The following is a 24,271-nucleotide window of genomic DNA, read 5'->3' as shown; positions in this document are numbered from 1 at the left end:
TAGACCGTGTGATTGAATATTATAACTGTCAACGGTATCAATGGGGATTAAAGAAAATGACCCCGGTACAATACCGGGATCATTTATTAGCAGCATAGGCACTTTTTATTAAAGTGTCCGAAATATGGGGCCTAGTTCAGAACTCAGGCACTTTTTTATTCTTGTACCGTTGATTCAGTATTAATTACGGCTGGGCTGTTTTCCTTCCATACTCTAAATTTATCTAGTTCTGAGGAAACTCTATTCAACACAAATGCGATTACAGCGGCATCATCAAGGATGCCAAACCCGGCTATAAAATCAGGTACCAGGTCTAAAGGGGATATAAAGTAAATGATCGCAGCAAGTATGCTTAGCATGGAGCCTTTGGAGATATCCCTGTAATGACCTTTACGCCAAGCGCCAATTAAATCAAAGGAGAGCATCAGTTTCTCCCAAACATCGGTAAGAGAAAGTTTCTTGTTTTCTGCTTTGAGTTTCGCATCTTTTACAAGCGTATCTGTTTTTCCAGGGGAATTTATATAATTTTCGGCATCCTGTTCATAATTTTTATAACCCTCTTCATAACTTTTTTTCTTAAACCACATATCGGCACCTCCTTTTAATACTTAACTTTTTAATCGCATCTATAGTATTTACCCGATCCCCCATAGGACTCAAACACATCATACATATTAAACAAAGATTAGCAGCTTGCAACTTTTTTCAGGCTGTCTGCCTAAACTCACTTCGTAGAAATCAAATCTGATGGATAGATACAATCATTAAATCTGATACTAATAATGACGTCTTTTGGTTTATTTAGTTATTAACTGTACAGGAGTGATCCAATATGAATGTTGATAGGCAGGCTGTAAAGGACATAATTGAAGGTGTTGGGGGCAAGGATAATATTGCTGCTGCAACTCATTGTGTTACACGACTTCGATTCGCTTTAAAAGATGAATCTAAAGTTAATAAAGAAAAACTTGAGAGTGTTGATTTGGTAAAAGGCACGTTTTCAGCTAACGGACAGTACCAGGTTGTTATTGGTCAAGGGCTTGTTGATAAAGTATACAAAGTAATGTCCGAAATCACAGGGATTGGTGAGAGCTCCAAAGAAGAGATTAAAGATGTTGCGGCTCAGAATTTAAATCCCCTGCAAAGGGCAATTAAAACACTTGCGGACATTTTTATTCCGATCTTGCCAGCGATTGTAACGGCAGGCTTATTAATGGGAATCAACAATATTTTAACTGGTCCAGATATTTTTTATGAAGGACAATCTTTCATTGAGGTACATCAAAACTGGGCTGATTTAGCTGGAATCATTAACTTAATTGCTAATACAGCATTTGTATTTCTCCCAGGGTTGATAGGTTGGAGTGCAGTTCATAAATTCGGCGGCAGCCCGCTCCTGGGAATCGTTCTTGGATTGATGCTTGTCCACCCAGACTTGTTAAATGCATGGGGATACGGTGCAGCCCAGCAGGAGGGTGAGATACCTACATGGAATTTATTTGGGCTGTCGGTCCAGAAAGTGGGCTACCAAGGTCAGGTGTTACCTGTCCTATTTGCTTCCTACGTTCTGGCCAAAATAGAGCAAGCATTAAGAAACCGGATACCAGATGCTTTCCAACTTTTAGCAGTAGCGCCAATAGCATTGTTAGTAACTGGACTTTTATCTTTTACAATAATTGGACCAATTACATTTACAATCGGTAACTTTATCACGGATGGGGTTGTGGGTATATTTGCAGCAGTTCCTGTGATTGGCGGTTTAATCTATGGTGGGTTATATGCACCGCTTGTAATAACGGGGATGCACCATACATTCCTCGCAGTCGATCTGCAGTTAATTGGAACAACAGGGGGGACATTCCTATGGCCTATGGTTGCCCTTTCCAACATAGCACAAGGGTCTGCAGCGTTTGCGATGATGTTTGTGAATAAAGAAAACGAGAAGTTAAAAGGGCTTGCCCTAACATCATCTATTTCAGCATGGCTTGGAATCACTGAACCAGCTATGTTCGGTGTTAATCTCCGATACAGATATCCTTTTATTTCTGCCATTATTGGGTCTGCCATTGCCGGTATTTTCATTACAATAAATGGTGTATTGGCACCTTCAATAGGGGTGGGCGGCCTGCCTGCATTTCTTTCGATCTTCACAGAGTTTTGGGGGGTATTTTTCATTGGAATGGCTATTGTCCTAGTGATCCCATTCACCTTAACCTATTTTTTCGCTAAGTTGAAAAAAAGCTAGAATGGATAGTGAAGGCGGATTGCTAACATGGGAGTAACAGGCGGATTATTCAGTAAGTGTGTTCAAACTTTTAGAAAAGCATCTAGCAATAAAAAAACAGATTGAAACAGTAGAAGTCCAATAAAGAACAGGCCATTCTCCTTAAAAAAACTGATTCGCAGCAGGAGGGACATTGACATGAGTGAACAGCCATGGTGGAAAAAGTCAGTCGTTTATCAAATTTATCCAAAAAGCTTTAATGACACCACAGGGAATGGAGTCGGAGATCTTCACGGAATTATTGAAAAGCTGGATTATCTGAATGATCTCGGCGTTGATGTTATTTGGCTGACACCAATATATGAATCACCCCAGCGTGATAATGGCTATGATATCAGCGATTATTTCAAAATATACGAGCAGTATGGGACCATGGAGGACTTCGACCTGCTGCTCATTGAATCCCATAAACGAAATATAAAAATTATAATGGACATTGTTGTCAATCATTCATCCGTGGAACATAAGTGGTTTAAGAAGTCCAAGGATTCTAAAAATAGTAACTATCGAGACTTTTATATTTGGAAGGATCCAAAGCCTGACGGTAGTGCTCCAACAAATTGGGAATCTAAATTCGGTGGTTCTGCCTGGGAATATGACGAAGCAACCGGCCAGTATTATCTACATCTTTTTGATGTCACGCAAGCCGATTTGAATTGGGAAAATCCAAAATTAAGAGAAAATATTTATGACATGATGCGTTATTGGTTTAAAAAAGGTGTTGATGGATTCAGGCTGGATGTGATCAATTTGATTTCTAAAGATCAGCATTTTCCTGATGATGATGGAAGTGTGCCACCGGGTGATGGCAGAAAATATTATACTGATGGGCCGAGGGTCCATGAGTTCTTAAAGGAAATGCATCAGGAAGTTTTTTCAAAGTATGATGTGTTGACTGTTGGAGAAATGTCATCGACTACCATTGAACACTGTATCAGGTATTCAAACCCTAATCGGAATGAGTTGAGCATGACGTTCAACTTTCACCATTTGAAGGTAGATTATCCAAATGGAGAAAAATGGTCAGTCGCTCCTTTTGATTTTCTGGGTTTAAAGAGGATTCTTTCTTTATGGCAAAAGGAAATGTATGACGGAGGCGGCTGGAATGCTTTGTTCTGGTGTAACCATGATCAGCCCCGGATTGTGTCGCGTTATGGAGATGATGGAAAGTATCATCAGGAAAGCGCCAAAATGCTGGCTACAACAATCCATATGATGCAGGGAACTCCATACATCTACCAGGGTGAGGAATTTGGAATGACCAATCCTTATTTTAATGATATTAGTCAGTATCGGGATGTTGAGTCTTTAAACATGTACAAAATTATGCTTGGGGAAGGGAAACCTAAAGATGAAATTCTAGAAATCCTAAAGCATAAATCAAGGGATAACTCACGTACACCGGTTCAGTGGAATGGAGAAAAACATGCAGGATTTACATCAGGAACCCCTTGGATTAGCATAGCAGCTAATTATAAAGAAATTAATGCAGAGAACGCATTGGAGGATAAAAATTCAGTTTTTTACCACTATAAAAAGCTAATCGAGCTTCGTAAACAGTATGAAGTCATAACATATGGTGACTATCAGCTTCTTGATGAGGCAGACCCTCAAATATTTTCATATGTCAGAAATGGACAGGGAGAAAAGCTGCTTGTTATCAATAATTTTTACAGCAAGCCTGCCTTATTTAAACTTCCAGACAATGCCGAGATTCATCGACTAAAGGCTAAGGTTCTTTTATCTAACTATCCTGATGCACCAGTGGATATTGATTCGATCAGTTTAAGGCCATTTGAATCAATCATTTATTATTTAAGCTAAAAAAATTCAGCGGGTTGCTCCGATTGAAGGACCTATTCTTTCCCTTTTTCCGCATTATTTCCATCTATAGTTAAAATGAAAATAGACATCCTAAACAGGAAAAGTATTAATAAAAGGAGGAGTCAAAATTGAAGCTTTTAAATAAAGGGAAAATAGCAGCTGCAGCTATATTAGCTTTGTCGCTGAGTGCCTGTAACAATAATGCTAATGAAGCGTTTGATGAGAATAATAATCGAACAATGGATATTGGCACTCAAGAAAACCGATTATTTCAGGATAATGGGAGCCAATTTAATGGGCAGGCCTCTGGAGGAGGCAAGGGCCAGGGAAATACAAACAATACCGGCAATAGAACGAATCGTAATAATCAAGATGTAGCTCAAATGGGACATGGAACTGAAATCCTTCAGCTGGAAGAAGGGTACATCACAATTGATCCTAACTCGTTTAGTACGGCAACACCAAGCAGTAAGTTTCCGCATTCAAAAATGACACAGCAAGGATGGCTGCGCTATACAGCTCCTGGCCAGCAGCAGGGCCAAGCCGGACAGCCAGGGCAAGCAGGTCAGCAGCCAGGCCAGGCCGGACAGCCAGGGCAAGCAGGTCAGCAGCCAGGCCAGGCCGGACAGCCAGAGCAAGCAGGTCAGCAGCAGGGCCAAGCTGGACAGCCAGGGCAAGCTGGTCAGCAGCAGGGCCAAGCCGGACAGCCAGGGCAAGCAGGCCAGCAGCCAGGCCAGGCCGGACAGCCTGGACAAGCAGGCCAGCAGCCTGCCCAGCCACAGCAGGATGAACAACAAAAAACAATCGGTGCCGATCAAGCTGGACAAGGCTTAAGCCAAATGGAATCACAGGTAATAGAACTAACGAATAATGAAAGAAAAAAGAATGGACTTTCCGCATTACAAGCAGATACATCGTTAGCTGGCGTAGCACAGGAAAAATCAAATGACATGCAGTCAAAGAATTATTTTTCGCATACCAGTCCAACTTATGGATCTCCATTTGATATGATGCGTGACTTTGGTGTTAGTTATAATGCAGCCGGTGAAAATATAGCAATGGGGCAGCAAAGTGCAGAGCAGGTCGTAAAGGCATGGATGGACAGTGAAGGTCATAGAAAAAACATCTTAAATCCGCAATTTACCCATATAGGTGTCGGGCATACAGAAAATGGGAATTATTGGACGCAAATGTTCATTGGCAAATAAAAAAACCAGCCGATTAGGCTGGTTTCAGTTTGTCGACAAAAGGGGTTTGGAATGTTCTCATTCCGAACCCCTTTTTGGAATATTTTGCGGACTAGATGTTCCTGAGGAACAAGTTGTTCTATAGCGACCATCCTCTAATTGATCTCGTTGGATTGGATTATTTTTCGAAAGCATCTTCATCATCTCAAGCGTTATATGGTGCTATTTTAAAATTGTTTAGAAGCCCTGTTGATTGGAGTGGAAGGCGCGTAGGCTCCTCGAAATTCCTCATTATGCTATCGGCATAATTTCGTGTGATGTGAATTCACGGATGCCTTCCTTGTACTGTCGCATTTCCTTCGTGCGTGGGCAAATTCGAGGATGCCCAATCAATGTCCTGCGGGCTCAGCGCAGGTCCCGCGGAAAGCGTAGCGCCTGGAACGGAAATCAACAGTCCCATTCCACCACGAACCAAAAAAAGACTGTAAACAAACCGGTTTTAATCGAGTTTGTCTACAGTCTGAAACCAGCCATTAGGCTGTTTGTTTTGTTGAGGAAACCTTAATCTTGCCTGAGTAGCTCCCTACGCGGTTGCTTTAAAATAGCATCCCCGCAATCGATGCGCTCAAAAGGGAGGCCAGAGCCCCTGCTATAACTGCTCTGATGCCCAGTTTCGCTATATCCGCTCTCCGGTTAGGCGCAAGATTGCCTAAACCGCCAAGGAGAATCGCCAATGAAGACAAGTTAGCGAAGCCACATAAGGCAAAGCTTACGATGGCGACTGTTTTATCAGAAAGATTTGGAATATCTGGAGCAAAGCTTGAGTAGGCAACAAACTCATTCAAAATTAATTTCTGTCCAATGTAGTTGCCTGCCTGTACCGCTTCATTCCAAGGAACACCAATCGCAAATGAAAGAGGTGCAAATACGTATCCTAAAATTAATTCTAATGATAAACCGCTAAAGCCAAACCAGCTGCCGACCCAGCCAAGCAGACCGTTAAACATCGCTACTAATGCAATAAAGGCAAGCAGCATCGCTCCGATATTGAGTGCGAGCTGAAGTCCGACACCAGCTCCTCTGGCCGCCGCATCGATTACATTTGTCGACTCAGTATCCGTATCCATTTCAAAAGCATCGGGCTCATCCTTCCCATCTGTTTCAGGGACAATGAGCTTAGCCATTACAAGTCCTGCAGGAGCAGCCATGAAGCTTGCTGCCAGCAAATATTCAAGAGGAACCCCTAATAAGGAATACCCAATTAACACTGAGCCGGCAACAGACGCTAATCCTCCTGTCATGACAGCGAACAATTCTGATTGAGTCATTTTTGGCAGAAAGGGCCTGATAACAAGTGGAGCTTCAGTCTGTCCTACAAAAATATTTGCTGCAGCAGACATTGACTCGGCCTTTCGGGTTCCAAGAAGCCACGCTAGTCCTCCCCCGATCACTTTGATAAATAATTGCATGATTTTTAGATAATACAAAACTGAAATCAATGAAGAAAAAAAGATTACAACTGGAAGGACCTGAAAGGCAAAGATAAATGAAATACCTGACTCTTCAGTGAACATTCCCCCAAATAAGAAGTTAATTCCTTCATTTGCATAATTGATAATATTATTTACAACCATTGTCAGTTTTGTAAGTGCTGCTTTCCCAGTCTCCCACTTTAACACTGCAAATCCAAATAGCAGTTGAATCAGTAAACCGCCTGCAACTGTTCTGATACTAATAGCCTTTTTATTGTTAGAGAGTATAAAACCAATCAACAGTACAATAAATAGACCAAAAATCCCCCATATAATATTCATTTTTTCACCCCAGTTTAAGAGTCAAATTGCTAATTTAACTTGTTTTTGGACGTGACCTGCTCTCTTTCCTTTTTTAGCATATCCAACTGGTTAACTTTGATGAAAATTATTTACATAGCAGTTTTAAAATAGCCTGCGTACCTCTGTCTGGCACTTCCTTTTGTTACAGGGCAAAAAAAAGACGAGCAAGCTCATCTTTGTGTTTTTTCAATATATTCAAACAAGAAGGATTGTCCGTTGCGATAAAATCTCGGGTCATAAATCCCAATACGTGTATCATCATTAACAACAACAACAAACGGAGACCATTCATATAAAGTTTTTGCTTCAGGACGCTTGGAGAATAATTGTTCCAAATCAGCATCTTCTGCAGAAGTTAGGCTAATTAATTTCTCTTTTGCTTTAAAAAGTCCGTCACCATAAATAGAAACTGTATCGTCAGATTTTGTAATAACTGAAAACGTCCAGGGGACAAACTCAGCCGAAAGGGCAACCTGGTCATATTCCTGACTATACTGCTGATATAGAATATACCCTTGTGTGCTTTGAAGAAGTACATGCAAACCGATTAAAACCCAGGCACCCCTAAAATAACGCGGTGCTTTTGTTCGATTTTTTCGGGCGGCAATAAAGGCTCCGCCAATAATAACCCAAAATACAAGATCAACGATAGGGATTGTGCCAAAGGTAACCCTCATAGTTGAAAAGGGCTCTAAGTACCCAGTTCCCCAAGCGTTGAAAAGGTCACTGGTATTATGTATGAGGACAGCAGCCCATGCTATTAAAAATAGTTTGCCTCCTCCGGTTTTAAAGAGAAGTCTTGACAATAGCAGAAACAGGCCTGCCCAAACAGGCGTCAGGAAAACAGAATGAGTGATTCCGCGATGCCACATTTGATAAAGACCTTCCTGGTCCCAGAGCTTGGAGATAACATCAATGTCAGGAATCTGACTGGCTCCAACAGCTGTTATTAAATAAGCTCTCCGCTCTTGTTTAGACAACCCGCTTTTATCAATGGCTCCATATATAGCAAGCCCAAATAAAGTATGTGTGATCGTGTCCATTTCTTCACCTCGGCTGAATTTTACAATATAATGCTGTTAAAATAAACTTAAAAGTAATGAGTTGGAAAAAATCAAGGATTGCAAACTTGCTTTGTGAACGATAAGATTATTTTTATGAAGAAATTGGTTGTTAATAGAAAGGAAATATCAGATGCCTAACAATTTTACCGATGAAGTATTATCCAGACGGACGTTTGCTATTATATCCCACCCTGACGCAGGAAAAACAACATTGACTGAAAAACTGTTGTTATTTGGCGGAGCAATCCGGGATGCCGGAACAGTAAAGGGGAAAAAAACCGGAAAGTTCGCTACAAGTGACTGGATGGAGATTGAAAAACAAAGAGGTATTTCGGTCACCTCCAGTGTAATGCAGTTTGTATATGAAGGATTCCGGGTCAATATATTAGATACACCTGGCCACCAGGATTTCAGTGAAGATACGTATCGAACTTTGACAGCCGTTGACAGTGCTGTAATGATAATTGATTCAGCGAAAGGAATCGAGGAGCAAACTCTTAAGCTGTTTAAGGTTTGCCGAATGAGAGGAATTCCGATTTTTACGTTTATTAATAAAATGGACCGTGAAGGAAAACCCCCATTAGAATTACTTGCTGAACTAGAAGAGGTTCTCGGAATAGAATCTTATCCAATGAATTGGCCTATCGGGATGGGAAAAGAATTTGTTGGAATATATGACCGCTTTCATAACAGGGTAGAACAATATCGTCCCCATAATGGGGAACGCTTTGTGAGCTTGGATGAGCATGGTGAAATAGCCGGTGATCATCCTATCAAGAATTCTTCCTGGTACGAACAGATGCTAGAAGAAATCATGCTATTAAATGAAGCCGGTAATGAGTTTTCTGCTGAGCGGGTAAAGGAAGGCAAATTATCACCAGTCTTTTTCGGCAGTGCACTAACTAATTTCGGAGTGGAAACCTTCCTGGAGTCCTATTTGGAATTTGCCCCAACGCCTCAGCCCCGTGACTCTACTTCCGGTAAAATCGAGCCGCTTTCCGAGGAGTTTTCTGGTTTTATCTTTAAAATTCAGGCAAACATGAATCCGGCCCACCGGGATCGAATTGCTTTTTTGCGAATTTGTTCAGGCAAATTTGAACGAGGCATGTCAGTTAACTTATCGAGAACCGGCAAGCCAATCAAGCTTGCGCAGTCGACTCAGTTTATGGCGGATGATAGAAGTACCGTAGAGGAAGCAGTAAGCGGGGATATCATTGGCTTATATGATCCGGGCACATATCAGATCGGTGATACGCTTGTAAGTGGTAAGGATCTTTTCCAATATGAGCGGCTTCCTCAATTCACTCCTGAAATGTTTGTTCGGGTTACGGCGAAAAACGTAATGAAACAGAAGCATTTTCATAAAGGAATTCAGCAGTTAGTTCAAGAAGGTGCAATACAGCTTTTTAAAACAGTAAAAACCGATGAGTACCTTCTAGGGGCAGTTGGCCAGCTGCAATTTGAAGTTTTCGAGCACAGAATGAGAAACGAATATAATACAGATGTACACATGGAGCGAGTTGGCTCAAAAATTACTCGCTGGGTAGATGGGGATGTAAATGAGAACCTTTCAAGTTCAAGGAGCTTGCTCGTTCATGACCGCTATGAAAAGAAAGTATTCCTTTTTGAGAATGACTTTGCATTAAGGTGGTTTCAAGATAAGAATCCAGAAGTAAAGCTATACAATCCAATGGACCTTGCCAATGAGTAAGTAAATTCCATGGGGAATCGTCAGGCTGTCGAGAAACACTCGACAGCCTGTTTTTTCCGCAGTTATGCAAAATTCCTTTTTAACAAAGGAGTAGTCGATTACTGCTCCAGGTCGCTCGCTTTGCCATGGAAACCAACGGTCCTGTTTATATGTGTGCGGGAAAGGGCCGAAACGTTAACTAGTGGGGTAACGTTTCGGAAATCCTCTTGGTGTTTTTTGGATTAGAGCTATGAATGATTGACAGTTATCGTATAAAGTACTATATTGATATTATACTTTAGTGCTAAAAAGCGTTTAAGTGAGTATGCAATATGCAAGGGAGTATTACAAGCTCCTTCGTCATGCAGGCGAAGGAGCTTTTATGTTTAATTCGGGGGAATCAGTAATGCATCTAGAAAAAACATCTTTAACTATTAAACCTTTAGAAGCAGCTATAGCGGGAGTCTTGCTATTGATTGGGATCAGTTACGGGATCATTAAGCTTGGACTTGTTCCACACGTTCCTATTATGCTTGCCATTATCAGTTTACTAGTATATGGCCTCCTAAAAAAGGTCAGCTTTAAAGAATTGGAAGCTGGTATGGTAAATGGAGCAAAATCGGGAATCGGTGCAATATTTATATTCTTTTTTATAGGAATGCTAATCAGCAGCTGGATGGCAGCAGGTACTATACCTACTATGATTTATATTGCGCTTGGTGCTGTCACCGGCCAGTTCTTTTATGCAATTGTTTTTACCGTAACGGCTGTTGTTGGCCTTAGTATTGGAAGCTCTCTGACTACAGCGGCAACTATAGGAGTTGCATTTATCAGCATTAGCCAAGCGCTTGGTTTGTCCATAGAGATAACAGCGGGTGCTGTAATATCAGGGGCATTCTTTGGTGATAAGCTGTCTCCGCTGTCTGATACAACCAATCTAGCATCTTCAGTCGTAAAAGCAGACCTCTTTGAACATATTCGTAATATGCTGTGGACGACAGTGCCAGCATTTATTATTTCTTTTTTCTTGTTTGCGATGCTTTCCCCAAGAGATGCCTCAACTGACTTTGCGGAAGTAGATTTTCTGAAAAATACTTTGGTCAGCCTAAACTTAGTTCACTGGTATTCTCTTTTTCCGTTTTTATTAATGGCTGGTTTGGCAATCAAAAAGGTCTCTGCTCTTCTGACACTTTCGGCAGGTACAATTTCAGCGGTTGGAATAAGTATCATAGTTAACAATGTCGGGCTAGGTGCCCAGCTGGCAATTCTATTTTCAGGTTTTAAATCTGATAGTGGTGTCGAGGAGGTAGATGCGTTGTTATCTAGGGGTGGAATGGAAAGTATGATGTTTTCTGTTTCCCTTATTTTGCTTGCACTTTCGATGGGCGGACTTCTATTCCAGCTTGGGATTATACCAGCCATACTTAATGGTATGAAGACATTTATCAAAAGAACCTCGGCTATGATCACATCAGCAGCTCTTTCGGCCATTGGAATTAACCTTCTCGTCGGAGAGCAGTATTTATCAATTTTGCTTACGGGAACGACGTTCAGAGATCACTTTGAAAAGGCTGGCCTTCATCCAAAGAATCTTTCTAGGGTATTAGAGGATGCAGGTACAGTGGTTAACCCGCTAGTTCCCTGGAGTGTGTGCGGAGTGTTTTTAACGGGTGTATTGGGAGTTTCGACAGTCGATTATCTGCCATTTGCATTCTTTTGCCTCGCTTCTCCGCTGTTAACAATTTTTTTTGGAATGACAGGCATCACAATTACAAAACAGTTAAGATCTTAAACTATTCTTTTTCTATGTAAAGATAGGTTAAAGAGTTCCTCGGTTTTTTTCCATGAACCGCTGGAGCTCTTTTTTTACTATTTTACAGACTCTGTTTGCCAGAGATTTTCAATCATCTGACTCGGAAAACCAGATACAAGCTTAACAGAACTTGAAAAAAAATACTGTAAATTTTGTATCTGATGGTTGGAATCCTTGCTTCCTAATTTTTTCTTTTATATAGTAAAGCCATAAGAAACCGACAGAGATTTGACCGTCCGGTCAGTCAAGGTTTGAGAGGAGACATCTATGAATATTAGCGATTTTTCAATTAGAAGGCCAGTCTTTACCCTAACAACTATGTTACTTGTGCTAATTTTAGGAGGGGTATCCCTTTTAAATATTCCACTAAAGTTAATCCCTGATATAAATCCCCCGGTTGGTGTAGTTGTCACATCCTATCAAGGGGCCAGTCCTGAGGAGATAGTAGAAAAAGTAACAAAACCCCTTGAAGGAAGTCTCGCAACCCTACCTGGAATAAAAACGATGACATCAACATCAAGGGAAGGTTCAAATCTAATTCTGATGGAATTCTCCTGGACGACAAATATCGATGAAATTCAGGATGAGGTTATTCAAAGGCTCGACCAGACTCCAATGCCTGAAGACGCTAATGCACCGCGATTCTTGAAATTTGACCCATCACAGTTTCCGATTATCCAGTTGTCGTTAAGTTCAGAGAACGATGCTGAAACGCTGAGAGGGCTTGCGGAGGAGTTAGAGCTTGAATTAACCAAGGTTGACGGTGTTGCAAGTGTAAACCTTTCAGGCACCATGGTTGAAGAGGTTCGAGTTGAACTTGACCAGGACAAGCTTCGCGCGTACCAATTAAGTCAAGCTGACGTTGTGGATGTTATTCGCGCAAATGATATTTCCATGCCCGGAGATACGATAGAAAGAGCTGGCAAGGAATTAACAACCCGTGTTATAAGTACGGTTGACTCAGTCAGCACCTTAAAAGGATTGATAATAGCTGCTAACCCTGTGAATGGAGAAGATATTTTAATCTCCGACGTTGGAGAAGTTGAACTCACAGCAACCGATGACCGCACGATAACAAGGACGAACCAAAATCCCTCTGTGCTGCTCAGCGTGCTTCAGCAGTCGGATGCCAACACAGCAGCTGTTTCTACTGCATTTATAAATGAACTGGATGAATTGCTTGAAAAAGAAAAATACAGTGGAATTGAATCAGATATTTTATTCGACCAGGGGGACTACATTAAGCAAGCGATTGGAAATATTTCGATATCGCTTCTCCTTGGCGGTGCCTTTGCGATGGCAGTTCTATTTCTGTTTCTGCGCAATGTAAAAAGTCCGCTGATTATAGGGATTGCTATTCCTTACTCAGTGATTGTGACATTTGTATTAATGTATTTTGCAGATTTCACTCTAAATATAATGACACTAGGCGGTCTTGCTCTTGGAATAGGGATGCTTGTTGATAATGCAATTGTTGTAATTGAAAACATCTACAGGCATTTATCGATGGGAAAAGACTCAAAGTTAGCAGCCAGGGATGGTGCTAGGGAAGTTGGGGCAGCGATCACTGCGTCAACACTTACGACGGTAGCTGTTTTTTTGCCAGTCGTATTTATTACAGGAATTATAGGAGAACTATTCACAGAATTCGCCTTAACAATATCCTTTAGTTTATTCGGTTCACTTGTTGTAGCTTTAACTGTAGTACCGATGCTTGCCAGTCGAATGCTTAAGAATCCTAGGAAAAATATAGAAGCAAGACGCCACCGTTCTGGGGCCATGAAGCTGCTTGAGCGTTCCATCCGCTGGTCTCTCCGCCACAGGCTTGCAGTGTTATTATTCACTTTGGTATTGCTTGGAGCAGGCGGGTTTGGGATTACAACGGTAGGCACTCAATTTCTCCCAAATACAGATGAGGGCTTTTTTAGTGTCAGAGTGGAGCTTGAGAATGGGACAGCCTTGTCCGAAACGGAAAATGTTTTGACAGCGTTGGAAGCTGAATTACAGGATGAGGATGATGTCGATGTTTATGTAAGCCTCATCGGTACAACTCAAGAGCAATCCTTCAGGGGAACCACACAGGCAAATATTGCTGAGCTCTATGTGACGATGAAAGATTCAGAAGAACGGAATCGTTCGACATTTGAGTTTATTGATGGGATAACGGGAGATCTTGAGGAAGCGGCCACGAGTGTTAATGAGTCAGCCGAACTATCATTTAACGTTCAATCTTCATCCGGAAGCAGCCCTAATACGCTGACTTTTAGTGTAAGAGATTTAGATGCACAAAGGCTCGACAGCTCTGTTAATCAGATATATGACGCACTTCAGGAACTGGATGAAACTACTGAGGTATCCACCGACTTAATGGAAACGGTCGAGGAAATCCAAATAGTAGTTGACCGAAATAGAGCATTAGAGCAGGGGCTTGTTCCAGCTCAGATTGCGAGAGTTGTAAACGATGTGACAAGAGGAACACAAGCGACTCAGATGATTACTGAAGACGGGGAGATATACGGTGTTTTTGTTGAGTATGACAAAGAAGTGACCAGAAACCTAGATGAGCTTGAGGATCTTCTCATTAAAAAACCTGATGGAGATTATGTTACGCTTGGTCAGGTCACAGATATAGATACCGGAACAGGACCGGTAAGCATCCAAAGAATTAATCAGCAGGATGCCGTTCAATTTACGTATAAATATAAATCTACAGAGAACCTTGGGGATGTCTCTGAACAGGTTGACGAAAAAATAAATGCTCTCAACCTATCAGAGGAGACCGAAATAGTGTTTGGCGGTGATCGCGAACTGCTCGATTCCTCAATGGATGATATGATGCTAGCGTTTGCCCTTGCGATTGTGTTCATTTACCTCGTTATGGCAGCCCAGTTTGAATCCTTAAAATATCCTTTTGTCATAATGTTTACTGTACCGTTAATGGTGATAGGGGTTGCAATTGCTCTGGCAGTAACAAGAACTCCAGTCAGCTTAACAGCGATTATTGGTCTGATTGTGCTGGCAGGAATAGTCGTAAATAACGCAATTGTGATTGTCGATTATATTAACCAGAAAAAAGCCAGTGGCATGCGCACATATGATGCGATTGTTTTAGCTGTTAAGGATAGGGCCCGGCCGATTTTAATGACTGCTTTAACAACGATATTAGGGTTAATTCCGTTAGCGCTTGGAATTGGGGAAGGCACTGAAATGAATCAGCCTATGGGAATTACCGTTATAGGAGGGTTAATCAGCAGTACATTCCTAACCTTGTATGTTATTCCGATTGTTTATAGTTTGTTTGATAAAGAAACAAGAAGAATGAATAAAATGTACGCTACTCCTGATGGGCATCTAGTTCCAGCCTATCTATTAAAGGAAAAACAAGAAGGCGAACATATCTTAACGGAGCAGCCCTCCGAAACAAACCATACAAGAAGATATTCCGAAAAAGAAATGAAAGAAATACTCGAAGACTTACTGATTCTGGTAAAAGACAAGAATAAAGATGAAAGATAAGCTAGTCCGACTTATGCCGGTATAGAGAGCTTAACAAGAATACCCCTTCCAATTTGGAAGGGGTATTCTTGTTGTATTATGTCAGATGAACCCGACAAATGTAGGTAAAATTCTGAATTATCAGCCTTTTAATTGACCAAAACTTAAAGGTATAGCTAAAATAGGTTTATAACATAAAAGGGGGATCCACATGCAGAAAGGGTATTTTTTTACAGGTTTTCCGGGTTTTATCAGTAATCAATTAATTAGGGAAGTGTTAAAAAGAAATGAGGGGCAGGGAACAGTCTATGTCCTTGTGCTGCCTCAAATGGCTGAAAAGGCTAAAGCTGAAAAGGCCGATATTCTTAGAGACTTCTCTTTGGAGGATAGCCGCTTTCAAATCATTGAAGGGGATATTACTCAGCCTATGCTCGGAATAGAAAAACAAGTAAATGAGACCTTGGCAACCGATTTAACGCATGTATTCCATCTTGCGGCGATTTATGACCTGGCAGTGCCCAAAGACATCGCTTACCGTGTTAATGTAAACGGTACCAAGAATGTAAACGATTGGGTGCTTACCTTAAATAATATTCAGCGCTACACATACTTTAGCACGGGCTATGTTGCAGGCAGAAGAGAAGGAATTTTATTTGAAAATGAGTTAATTAAGCCGGCATCATTTAAAAACTTTTATGAAGAAACTAAATATGAAGCAGAAGTCTTGGTTGAAGGTCTTAAAAAGGATGTACCTGTTACGATTATTAGACCGGGTATTGTAAAAGGGCATTCAAAAACAGGCCAAACAATTAAATTTGATGGTCCATATTTCATTATGAACTTTTTGGACCGTCTAGGATTTATGCCTATACTTCCTAATTTGGTTCAAACAGAAACGGTTGTGAACCTCGTACCTGTGGATTATATTATAGAGGCTACTACTTACTTGACTTTTAGTGAAAAAGGAGCAGGTAAGACCTATCATTTAACAGATCCCAACCCTTATAAAGTCCGTGAATTATACGAAATGATGATGGAACAGATGCTGGGGAAACGTCCTAGAGGAAATATACCTTTTATCTTTACAAAGGCCAGCCTTCAGTTAAAACCATTAAGAAGATTTTTAGGAGTCGAAAAAGAGGTTTTGGATTATTTTACATGGAAAGGCTATTTTGATTGCTCCCGGGCTCAAGAGGATCTAAAGGGTTCTGGAATTGTATGCCCTGACTTTAAAGAAGGTATACCAGCGATGGCTAAATTCTACACTGAAAATAAAGCTAACAAAGGATATCATATCAAGATTGTCTAAAGCGGAGGTGGGATGAAATTGCATTCAGTAGAAATGCCTGGGAAACTAGTGGTTACAGCGCCTGCAACTGGCCAAATCATTTCTGAAATAGATGAAACACCTGTCCATGAAACACCTCTCTACTATAAAAGGGCAAGAACGGCATTCTTCAAGTGGAAGTCCATACCGACTTCTGAAAGATTGGTATATCTCAAAAAACTTAAAAAATATATGGTTGAACATATGGATGAAATTGCAAAAACAATTTCAAAAGATACGGGAAAAGTGCTAACCGAGGCTATTGTAGCTGATATTATGCCGACTCTTGATGCTATCGACCATATTTGCAAGCATGCTGAAAAAATCCTCGGGAGGCAGAAAGCTTCTACTCCTTTACTTTTAATCGGAAAAAGGTCATTTGTAGAGTACATGCCAAGAGGAGTGGTTTTGGTAATCTCCCCTTGGAACTATCCTTTACAGTTAGCGATGGTCCCAATGATAAGTGCTCTAGCCGGGGGGAATACAGTTATACTAAAGCCTTCTGAAGTGACACCATTAGTTGGCAAATGTATAGAGGATTTGTTTGTCAAGGCAGGCTTTCCAGAAGGTGTAGTTCAGGTAGCTCATGGCGGCAAAGAGGTAGGATCGGCTTTTACAAAAGGGAAGTCAGATTATATTTTTTTTACGGGTTCAGTAAGAACTGGGAAGATTATACAGGAACAGGCTGCTAAAGAGTTAATTCCTACGACTCTAGAACTTGGCGGAAAGGACCCGATGATTGTCTTTAAAGATGCTAATCTTAAGCGAGCAGCTAAAGGAGCAGTCTGGGGTGCTTTTACAAATAGCGGCCAGGTCTGCATGAGTGCAGAACGGCTTTATGTTGAACGGCCTGTTTACAAACAGTTTCTTAAGATTCTTAAAAAAGAGATCGATTTGCTTCAGCATGGAACAGACGCAGACGCAGACATTGGCTCAATGACTTTTCCAGGACAAAAAGAAATTGTAAAGGAACAGCTCGATGAGGCTCTTCAGGGAGGTGCACAGCTGTTGACCGGCAAGCCTTCAGGTGAATGGGAAGAGGGGATGTTTCTGCCACTCTCGGTGCTTACAAACGTAAAACAAAGCATGAAGGTTGTCCAGGAGGAAACCTTTGGGCCTTTGCTCCCTGTGATTCCCTTCGACACGGAAGCTGAAGTGATTGAGCTTGCCAATGACACGGTCTTTGGACTTAATGCAAGTATATGGTCCAAAGATATGACAAAAGCACGGAGAACTGCCTCCCAATTGGTTTCCGGAGCGGTTGTCATCAATGATGTCATCGTATCTGTAGCTAATCACGGTATTCCGTTTGGCGGGACGAAGGATAGCGGAATTGGCAGATACCATGGTGAAGCAGGCTTGCGAATTTTTTGTCATGAAAAAGCAATTGTTGAAGATTGGGGCATTAAAAAAACTGAGATTCAATGGTATCCCTATAAGGGGAAATATCCGCTATTTATAAAGCTATTTACGAGTTATTTTCAGGAGAGACGCAATTGGTTTACCTTCTTAAAAAGTTTCCTGGCGCTGATGCGAAAGAACTAACCCAAAATGCTGTTCCATTTGGAACGGCTTTTTTGTCGTTCAGGAAATTATAAAATTCTTTTCTTTTAAAAGGGGCTAAGTTGCTGTAACAGTTAAAAGTTTGATAAAACTAATAAGAAATGTACATTCTAACTTCAAAGATTCTCCTAAAAGACATTCATTTTCACTTTGGTTAAAAGCCTGGTATTTGCTAATATCTTACCTATTAATATGCTCTGGTGAGATTGTCTTGAAGCTAAGTGTTGGCCACTTACCATTAGATCATGTCTAATATAATAAAAGGGTGTAGGGATTGTGAAACGACTTACTAAGCTTGAAGCAGTGCTTTGGAGTGTTGCTCTTCCTGGATTCAGCCAGCTGCTGGCAGGAAGCTACATAAAAGGAATTTTATTTATAATCTTAGAGTTTTTGATCAATGTAAACAGCAACTTTAATGACGCGATTAGATATAGCTTCTTAGGTGAATTCGAAAGTGCCACAAACGTAATTGAATTCGGATGGCTCATGTTCTATCCATGTTTATATATGTTTGCAATGTGGGATGCCTATCGAATGGCCATGCGTTCAGATGAAAAGTTTGCCTACCTCCCTTTTGTTTTTGGAGCATATTTTATAACAGTTGGATTAATGCTATCCACAAAGATTCATTTGTTCGGTTTGTATTTAGGCCCCATATTTTTACCTATGTTATCTCTCCTGCCAGGTCTGTTGGTTGGCTTCTTACTGCGATTTTGTTTATTGAAATTATATCCATCTCCCCCTGATTAATTTAGAATAATCCTAAATTTTGTCCGCAATTATTAGGTTGCGGTCTTTTTTGCTGTCTCACAGACTATCAGTGTGGAGATAGTTATTTTTATACAAACCCCCATAAAAGGGGTTAACTTGACCGTAACCTGTTAATGAAAAAAGGAAATCTGAAAGGGTTTAGGGGAGGTTCATATGAGGTTAAACGGAGATCGAGAACTAAAAAAAATGGCAAAAACAACGTTAGCTGTTCTGCTGGCAGGGACATTTACATTATCATCTTCAGTTGCATTTGCAGAGGATGATAGCCAAATAGAGGAATACGATACTGTTGAGCTGCAGCATCAATATAATACGGTGGATACTTCCGTTAGTACTGGAGAAATAAAGACTGAACGGGAGGGCGAAATGCCAGCCCTTATTCCGGGAGATTTTTTTTATTTTGCAAAAGTGGCTCTTGAAAAGATTAGGCTTGCACTAACATTAGATAACGTGAAAGAAGCTGAACTTTTATCTGAATATGCCTCAGAGCGTTTGGCTGAGGCGGAAGCTTTATTTACCGGCGGAAGAGAAGCAGAGGCTCTTAAAACTATTCAGGACGCGTTAGAATACATGAACAGCTCTCAAGCGATTGTTGAGTCCGAAGAGGATGCCAAAGAACCAGAGGAAGTAATAGCTGTAGAAGATGAAGAAGCTGTTGAAAAGACTCCTTTTGAAGGAACCGAAGATGTCATAAGACAAAACATAATTTCGCTTACAGCAGCAATGGAAAAGGTCAAGAATCCAAAAGCAAAAGCGGCTTTGGCAAGAAATGTTGAAAAAACATACGCCAAGATTGCAAAGAAGCTTGAAAAAGAAACTAAGGTTATTAAGGAGGATCTGACAACAGCGGGAGAGGCAGATGAAATGGAACCAGTTGAGACAGTAGTCCTTGCCAAAGATGAAGAAACAAATCTGTCAGGCATTATTAAAAAGACAGAGGCTAAGAAAGAAGATGCAAAGGAAGCACAGATAATCTCTAAGCAAGCAAAAAAGCAAGAAAAGCAAAAAACTAAGCAGACAGCAAAAGAACAAAAGCAGGTTCACAAAGAAAACAAAGACCTAGCTAAAGAAACAAAGAAGCAGGCAAAGCTAAAAGGGCCTCATGATAAAAAAGCTAGTGCTAAAGACAGAGACAAGCAAAAGGGAACTGCTGCTGAAAAGTAAAAAACATATTGCGAAGAACCAAACAAGTTAGCCCTTATTCTTGAGCCTATTAGCAAAGCAGTCCTAGCTAAGCCCCGATATGTCAATTGACACTATATGATATAATGTGTTCGGGGAGGTGATGGCTTGTGCTCAATTTATTGTCTATGGCCAAAAAACGCAAGAAAACACTTGAAGAAACGGTCATAGAAATACAGCAGGGGGACCTGATTCTTCGTGATGAACTTATTAAATCATATAAGCCCTTTATAGCCAAGACAGTTTCCTCAGTATGCAAACGTTATATAAGTGAATCGGATGATGAGTTTAGCATCGGCCTTATTGCCTTTAATGAAGCAATCCAAAAATTTCAGCCTGAAAAGGGCAACTCGCTGTTAAGCTTCGCGGATGTACTAGTTAAACGCCGGGTAATTGATTATATCAGGCTGCAGGCGAAAGGCAAAAATCAGGTTATAGGTTTCGGCAGCGAGCTTCAAGATGGTGATCATCCTACAAACTCGATAGAAGATGAGTTGTCAATAGAGGAGTTTAGAAAAAAAACAGATGGAGAGCTTCGGAAGGAAGAAATTATTCAGTTTCAAGAAGTTCTTAAAGACTTTGGACTCTCTTTTCAAGATTTAGTTGAACAATCTCCCAAACATGCCGATGCAAGAAGAAATGCAATGGAAATTGCCAATATACTTGTTGAAAATCATGAATTAAAATTTATCTTACTAGAGAAAAGAAAGCTCCCTATAAAGCAGCTAGAGGAGCTAGTAAGTGTCAGCCGGAAGACGATTGAACGGAACCGTAAATATATTATAGCGGTTTCGCTGATTTTAATCGGTGATTATATTTATTTAAAGGATTATATTAAGGGGGTTTTGGAATCATGAGAAAAGGGATTGTCCTTGAAGTGAATGACCTTTACATAACACTGTTGACCCCTGACGGTGAATTCATGAAGGCGAAAAACCTTAACAATCAGTATGCGATTGGTGAAGAGATAGACTTTTTTCCGCTTGCTGGAGATCAGGAGAGTCAAAAAGGCAAGGGCAAGTACACATTCTTGGCCAAATTCAAACTGATGGCTGTTTCAGCAGCCGTTGTTTTGCTTATAGCTTCTTCGACGTTTTTTTCAATGTATGAAAGCAATGAAGTGTATGCTTATATGTCTATCGACGTTAATCCGAGTCTTGAAATGGGGTTAAACGAAAATACAAAAGTAGTCAGCCTTGAGGCTCTTAATAAAGATGGAGAACTCGTCCTTAAAGAACTCAGCTCCTGGAAAAAGAAAGATGCAGGGGATATTACCGAAGCCATCCTGGCTGAAATTAAGGAGCAAGGATTTAAAAATGAGGCTGAGAATGTGCTGGTAGCAACTGCCTTGCCGGCCAACAGAAATAGTACTGCTGATGAGAAGCTTAAAAAGGAAATGGCGGAGATTAAGAAATCCGCTGCTGCAGAAGATTTAACTGTGAAAGTAATAAATGGAACCAATCAAGATAGAAAAGCAGCAAAAAAACAGGGGATCTCGACAGGACTATATAAAGCAAAAGAGAATCAAAAAGTAAGGCCTAATCCAGAAAAAGCAAAAACAACTAAAGAATTGAATAAAGAAGCTGATTCTGTACAGAACCTCCAGAAGGAAAAGCAAGTACATCCGAGACAAAAGCCAAGTGAAGTACCTGGGAAAAGCGTTAAGGAAAACAAGAACCAGGGAGGAAAACAAAACAAGAATACTGGCCAATCGAATAGCAATGGCAACGGAAAAGGCAATGGGAAATCTGACACGAAGTCCGGAAATAGTAAAACGAAAGACCTAAAGGGCAATGAGAATAACCGGAATAGTCATGGAAAAGGCAATAAAGCAAAAGAGAACAGCGCTAAAAAAAACCCGCCAAAAGGCCATTCAAATCAAAAAGTCCGGTAAACACCGGACTTTTTTGTATGCCATAAGTTATATTAAATTTTTATTCATTACGGCCAGTCATTTGAGCCTGAGCCTGCTGTACTAATCTTTTAGTAATTTCCCCGCCAACAGATCCATTGGCACGGGAAACGGTTTCACCGCCTAGATTAACACCAAATTCCTGGGCGATTTCAAATTTTACTTGATCAAGATATTGTTCTATGCCTGGCACTAGCAATTTATTGGAGCTTCTAGCCATAACCGTTTCAACTCCTTTTTGAAATTACAGAGATCGATGTCTCTGTAGAAATTAGTTTTAACCAGCTTGGCAAGTTTAATGAGTGGTAAAGATTTTCGGAATTGGATAAGTAGGGACAGAAAGTAAATGCTAAGAGTATATTTTCTTGTTATAGTTAAAATCCCTTCCTCATTTTCCTTTTAAAATAGAAGGTTTTTCATTATGATAAGGAATAGGACAAAATGAAAGGACAGGGAGCATGCCAAAAGGACTACAAATGAAAATGAACAATCTTACACCTGCCCAATTAATTGTGGCTTATTATTTCTTAGCGGTAACCGTATCATTGATTTTGCTAAGCTTGCCTGTTGCTCATAAACCAGGTGTACAGCTGACCTTTATGGATGCGCTTTTTACTGCTGTCAGTGCTGTCAGTGTTACAGGCCTGACTGTCGTCAATACTCAGGAAACATTTAGTACGACAGGCGTGTTTATTTTGATGTTTGTGCTGCAGTTTGGAGCTATCGGGGTAATGACGCTGGGAACTTTTTTTTGGCTCATCCTCGGCCGGAAAATAGGCTTAAAGGAACGTCAGCTGATAATGACAGATCAAAATCAAATTGACCTGGCTGGACTCGTTAAGCTCTTAAAACAAATTATTTTAATTGTTTTTTTGATTGAATTTATAGGAGCAATTATTTTAGGTATTTATTTTTTACAATTCTTTGCTACCTGGCAAGAGGCTTTTATCCAAGGGCTTTTTGCATCGATCAGTGCCACAACAAATGCTGGATTTGATATTACCGGCTCTTCACTCGTGCCATTTGCGAATGATTATTTCGTACAGCTGATCACGATAATCTTATTGATTCTTGGGGCAATAGGATTTCCAGTGTTAATTGAAGTAAGAAACTACTTGCTTAATCAAAATAGAGTAGGCCGATTTTATTTTACTCTTTACACAAAGCTTACAACAATAACATTTGCTGGTTTACTTGTTTTCGGAACAGTCGCCATTTTTATAATGGAATACAATCACTTTTTCGCTGACAAGGTTTGGCACGAAGCATTCTTTTACTCCCTTTTCCAATCGGCAACAACTAGAAGTGCAGGGCTTGCTACCATGGATATAAGTCAATTTACGCAATCAACAACGCTGTTAATGTCTGCCATGATGTTCATTGGCGCATCCCCAAGCTCAGTAGGAGGAGGTATTCGAACAACGACTCTTGCATTAAATATATTGTTTCTTTATCATTTCGCAAAGGGAAATCGGACAATAAAAATATTCAGAAGAGAGCTGACAGAAGAGGATATCATGAAATCCCTCGTAGTCACCCTGATGGCTATGTTAATCTGTTTTTTAGGCGTATTAATTTTATCGATAACTGAAAATCATTCGCTAATCGAAATCATTTTTGAGGTGGCTTCAGCCTTTGGTACATGCGGGCTGTCTCTCGGAATAACGTCTGACCTATCGACCTTTGGGAAAATTATTATCATGATCTTGATGTTTATAGGGCGCGTAGGAGTTATCTCCTTCTTACTAATGTTAGGAAGGAAAGAAAAGAAAGCCGATTACCATTATCCAAAAGAGCGTGTAATTATCGGATAGGAATAAACAAAAAACAAACGGGGATTTCTTCTGACGGATTCTGTTTTGAAAGTACAAAATACGAATTCGTATAGTATTCCCACTAGAGTTAAAAAGCAAATTGGTAGTAGATTAGCAAAGAAAATGCTTGGAGACATATGCTCCAAGCATTTTTTATACCATAGGGAAGCCTCCCGGCAGTCTATTCGATTCCTGATTTTTTTCCTTGTTTGATGGCGGTGCTTCTTCTTCAATATTCTGCTTAACATTCTCACGGACCAGAAAAAGTAAGCGGAGAAATTCCTCTTATTTAGAAAAAAACTGATCAAACAGCTTAAATAGAGGGAGAGAATCCGCCTATTTACTCCAAAAACATGAAACTCGATTATTTTTGGACTTCTGTCAAGAAAGTAGACACAAAAAAATGAGACTAGATTCTCCTCAGAATACTACCGCACTTCGTTTGGTGGGGTGTTAAAAATGACCACTCGATAAAACGTGACTGGTCATTTCTAACACCAAATGTCTAAT

18 protein-coding genes are annotated in these 24,271 nt (G+C 40.5%); 14 read left to right on the top strand and 4 right to left on the bottom strand.

Annotated features, from left to right (window positions below; genetic code table 11):
* Positions 1-98 (top strand): IS3 family transposase (locus HRJ06_RS22400; RefSeq protein WP_174734097.1); only part of this gene is annotated, 98 nt, incomplete at its 5' end.
* 57 nt (positions 99-155) lie between these two features.
* On the opposite strand, the gene HRJ06_RS22395 is transcribed toward HRJ06_RS22400, so the two are convergent.
* Positions 156-587, bottom strand: a complete 432-nt coding sequence (locus tag HRJ06_RS22395) for a YkvA family protein (protein WP_174735158.1) — start codon at positions 585-587, stop codon at positions 156-158.
* A 245-nt stretch (positions 588-832) separates the two neighbouring features.
* Between HRJ06_RS22395 and treP the strand changes: the two genes are divergently transcribed.
* From treP to HRJ06_RS22380, 3 genes are all read left to right on the top strand, one after another.
* A complete protein-coding gene (treP, locus tag HRJ06_RS22390; RefSeq protein WP_174735157.1) occupies positions 833-2,245 on the top strand; it encodes a PTS system trehalose-specific EIIBC component in 1,413 nt (470 codons plus the stop codon).
* 177 nt (positions 2,246-2,422) lie between these two features.
* The gene (treC, locus tag HRJ06_RS22385; RefSeq protein ID WP_174735156.1) at positions 2,423-4,108 is read left to right on the top strand and encodes an alpha,alpha-phosphotrehalase; all 1,686 of its coding nucleotides are present in this window, start codon (positions 2,423-2,425) and stop codon (positions 4,106-4,108) included.
* Between the two features lie 128 nt (positions 4,109-4,236).
* Positions 4,237-5,316: a CAP domain-containing protein gene (locus tag HRJ06_RS22380; RefSeq protein WP_242035336.1), complete on the top strand. Its 1,080-nt coding sequence runs from the start codon at positions 4,237-4,239 to the stop codon at positions 5,314-5,316.
* 575 nt (positions 5,317-5,891) lie between these two features.
* Here the strand turns inward: HRJ06_RS22380 and HRJ06_RS22375 are convergent.
* Both HRJ06_RS22375 and HRJ06_RS22370 read right to left on the bottom strand, forming a co-directional pair.
* Positions 5,892-7,109: a NupC/NupG family nucleoside CNT transporter gene (locus tag HRJ06_RS22375; protein ID WP_174735155.1), complete on the bottom strand. Its 1,218-nt coding sequence runs from the start codon at positions 7,107-7,109 to the stop codon at positions 5,892-5,894.
* A 191-nt stretch (positions 7,110-7,300) separates the two neighbouring features.
* A complete protein-coding gene (locus tag HRJ06_RS22370) occupies positions 7,301-8,173 on the bottom strand; it encodes a metal-dependent hydrolase (protein ID WP_174735154.1) in 873 nt (290 codons plus the stop codon).
* Between the two features lie 151 nt (positions 8,174-8,324).
* On the opposite strand from HRJ06_RS22370, the gene HRJ06_RS22365 reads away from it, so the two are divergent.
* From HRJ06_RS22365 to HRJ06_RS22325, 9 genes are all read left to right on the top strand, one after another.
* Positions 8,325-9,905 carry a peptide chain release factor 3 gene (locus HRJ06_RS22365; RefSeq protein ID WP_174735153.1) on the top strand — a complete coding sequence of 527 codons (1,581 nt, stop codon included), beginning with the start codon at positions 8,325-8,327 and terminating at the stop codon, positions 9,903-9,905.
* Positions 9,906-10,290: 385 nt separating this feature from the next.
* The gene (gene nhaC, locus HRJ06_RS22360; RefSeq protein ID WP_174735152.1) at positions 10,291-11,676 is read left to right on the top strand and encodes a Na+/H+ antiporter NhaC; all 1,386 of its coding nucleotides are present in this window, start codon (positions 10,291-10,293) and stop codon (positions 11,674-11,676) included.
* Between the two features lie 288 nt (positions 11,677-11,964).
* Complete coding sequence (locus HRJ06_RS22355) at positions 11,965-15,213, top strand: efflux RND transporter permease subunit (protein ID WP_174735151.1); 3,249 nt, start codon at positions 11,965-11,967, stop codon at positions 15,211-15,213.
* A 190-nt stretch (positions 15,214-15,403) separates the two neighbouring features.
* Positions 15,404-16,501, top strand: coding sequence for an SDR family oxidoreductase (locus HRJ06_RS22350; RefSeq protein WP_174735150.1), 1,098 nt, complete (start codon positions 15,404-15,406; stop codon positions 16,499-16,501).
* A gap of 12 nt (positions 16,502-16,513) precedes the next feature.
* Positions 16,514-18,064 carry an aldehyde dehydrogenase family protein gene (locus HRJ06_RS22345; protein ID WP_422392751.1) on the top strand — a complete coding sequence of 517 codons (1,551 nt, stop codon included), beginning with the start codon at positions 16,514-16,516 and terminating at the stop codon, positions 18,062-18,064.
* Positions 18,065-18,358: 294 nt separating this feature from the next.
* The gene (locus HRJ06_RS22340) at positions 18,359-18,832 is read left to right on the top strand and encodes a hypothetical protein (RefSeq protein WP_174735149.1); all 474 of its coding nucleotides are present in this window, start codon (positions 18,359-18,361) and stop codon (positions 18,830-18,832) included.
* 174 nt (positions 18,833-19,006) lie between these two features.
* Positions 19,007-20,017 carry a DUF5667 domain-containing protein gene (locus HRJ06_RS22335; RefSeq protein ID WP_174735148.1) on the top strand — a complete coding sequence of 337 codons (1,011 nt, stop codon included), beginning with the start codon at positions 19,007-19,009 and terminating at the stop codon, positions 20,015-20,017.
* 146 nt (positions 20,018-20,163) lie between these two features.
* Positions 20,164-20,892 (top strand): RNA polymerase sigma factor SigI, encoded by a 729-nt coding sequence (gene sigI / locus HRJ06_RS22330; protein WP_197970076.1) that lies wholly within the window; start codon positions 20,164-20,166, stop codon positions 20,890-20,892.
* Positions 20,889-21,929, top strand: coding sequence for an anti-sigma factor domain-containing protein (locus tag HRJ06_RS22325; protein WP_174735146.1), 1,041 nt, complete (start codon positions 20,889-20,891; stop codon positions 21,927-21,929). Before sigI ends, HRJ06_RS22325 begins: the two co-directional genes overlap by 4 nt.
* 40 nt (positions 21,930-21,969) lie before the next feature.
* Here the strand turns inward: HRJ06_RS22325 and HRJ06_RS22320 are convergent, their stop codons facing one another.
* On the bottom strand, positions 21,970-22,167 hold the full coding sequence (locus tag HRJ06_RS22320; protein WP_174735145.1) for an alpha/beta-type small acid-soluble spore protein: 198 nt from the start codon (positions 22,165-22,167) through the stop codon (positions 21,970-21,972).
* Positions 22,168-22,405: 238 nt separating this feature from the next.
* On the opposite strand from HRJ06_RS22320, the gene HRJ06_RS22315 reads away from it, so the two are divergent.
* Positions 22,406-23,761, top strand: coding sequence for a TrkH family potassium uptake protein (locus HRJ06_RS22315; protein WP_242035335.1), 1,356 nt, complete (start codon positions 22,406-22,408; stop codon positions 23,759-23,761).
* Positions 23,762-24,271: the final 510 nt, after the last annotated feature.

The sequence above is a fragment of the Mesobacillus harenae genome (assembly GCF_013343715.1).
Taxonomy (GTDB): Bacteria; Bacillota; Bacilli; order Bacillales; family Cytobacillaceae; genus Mesobacillus_A; species Mesobacillus_A harenae.
This window is presented reverse-complemented; position numbering and strand designations above follow the sequence as displayed.

Bases quoted from the DNA above. Each gene is read 5' to 3' on its own strand.
- HRJ06_RS22370 (WP_174735154.1), bottom strand. From the start codon at position 8,173: ATGGACACGATCACACATACTTTATTTGGGCTTGCTATATATGGAGCC.
- HRJ06_RS22365 (WP_174735153.1), top strand. From the start codon at position 8,325: ATGCCTAACAATTTTACCGATGAAGTATTATCCAGACGGACGTTTGCT.
- treC (WP_174735156.1), top strand. From the start codon at position 2,423: ATGAGTGAACAGCCATGGTGGAAAAAGTCAGTCGTTTATCAAATTTAT.
- HRJ06_RS22350 (WP_174735150.1), top strand. From the start codon at position 15,404: ATGCAGAAAGGGTATTTTTTTACAGGTTTTCCGGGTTTTATCAGTAAT.
- HRJ06_RS22345 (WP_422392751.1), top strand. From the start codon at position 16,514: ATGAAATTGCATTCAGTAGAAATGCCTGGGAAACTAGTGGTTACAGCG.
- treP (WP_174735157.1), top strand. From the start codon at position 833: ATGAATGTTGATAGGCAGGCTGTAAAGGACATAATTGAAGGTGTTGGG.
- nhaC (WP_174735152.1), top strand. From the start codon at position 10,291: ATGCATCTAGAAAAAACATCTTTAACTATTAAACCTTTAGAAGCAGCT.
- sigI (WP_197970076.1), top strand. From the start codon at position 20,164: ATGGCCAAAAAACGCAAGAAAACACTTGAAGAAACGGTCATAGAAATA.
- HRJ06_RS22375 (WP_174735155.1), bottom strand. From the start codon at position 7,109: ATGAATATTATATGGGGGATTTTTGGTCTATTTATTGTACTGTTGATT.
- HRJ06_RS22315 (WP_242035335.1), top strand. From the start codon at position 22,406: ATGCCAAAAGGACTACAAATGAAAATGAACAATCTTACACCTGCCCAA.
- HRJ06_RS22395 (WP_174735158.1), bottom strand. From the start codon at position 587: ATGTGGTTTAAGAAAAAAAGTTATGAAGAGGGTTATAAAAATTATGAA.
- HRJ06_RS22355 (WP_174735151.1), top strand. From the start codon at position 11,965: ATGAATATTAGCGATTTTTCAATTAGAAGGCCAGTCTTTACCCTAACA.
- HRJ06_RS22335 (WP_174735148.1), top strand. From the start codon at position 19,007: ATGAGGTTAAACGGAGATCGAGAACTAAAAAAAATGGCAAAAACAACG.
- HRJ06_RS22320 (WP_174735145.1), bottom strand. From the start codon at position 22,167: ATGGCTAGAAGCTCCAATAAATTGCTAGTGCCAGGCATAGAACAATAT.
- HRJ06_RS22325 (WP_174735146.1), top strand. From the start codon at position 20,889: ATGAGAAAAGGGATTGTCCTTGAAGTGAATGACCTTTACATAACACTG.